Raw genomic sequence first — 774 nt, 5'->3', positions numbered from 1 at the left:
GGGCGGGGCGTGCGGCGCTGGGCGAGGAGGCGCTCGCTGGCGTGGGGCTGGTGGAGCTGGAGGCGCAGTCGCCGGCGTGGGCCGGGCAGCCGGCATCGGATCCGGATGCGCGCGCGCTGGGCCTGGGCCCGCACCATCTGGCCTATGTGATCTACACGTCGGGCTCCACCGGCACGCCCAAGGGCGTGATGGTCGAGCACAGAAACCTGTTGAATTATTTGCAATGGTCACATCGCAGTTATTACGAAGAAGCGTTGAATGGTTCGCCGATATTACATTCGTTGAGCTTTGACGGCATCGTTACAACCTTATTCGGACCCCTGTTGGCAGGTGCAGCGCTGTATCTTCTAAAACCTGCTTTTGAAATTGATTTACTTTCTGCTGCTAACGATGGTCGGGTCTACGATTTGATCAAGCTGACGCCTTCGCACCTGAGCCTGTTAAACAGGCAACTGGAGTGTTACGAAGGTCCGGCTCCGACTAAGGCACTGATGGTTGGTGGGGAACCGTTAGTACCTGCGGATATTCAGTTTTGGCGAAAGCGTTTCCCGCATGTGCGTCTGATCAATCACTTCGGTCCTACAGAAGCGACAGTTGGAAGCGTCACATTCGAAATATCCAAAGTTATTAATGGATCCGCCTCTATCCCGATCGGCCGTCCGATTGCGAACACGCGGGTGTATGTGCTGGACGGTCATGGCGAGCCGGTGCCGTTCGGGGCGGTGGGTGAGCTCTACATTGGCGGGGCGGGGGTCGCGCGGGGCTATCTGAACC

At 58.0% G+C, this 774-nt stretch carries 1 protein-coding gene; it reads left to right on the top strand.

The features are described 5' to 3' along the window. On the top strand, window positions 1-774 hold a 774-nt coding region (locus tag AB3X96_RS42540), incomplete at both ends, for an AMP-binding protein (protein WP_368594419.1).

It is taken from the genome of Paraburkholderia sp. BR13439 (assembly GCF_040948805.1).
Taxonomy (GTDB): Bacteria; Pseudomonadota; Gammaproteobacteria; order Burkholderiales; family Burkholderiaceae; genus Paraburkholderia; species Paraburkholderia youngii.
The sequence above is the reverse complement of the archived record's forward strand: the minus strand, read 5'-3'. Positions and strand labels throughout refer to the sequence as shown.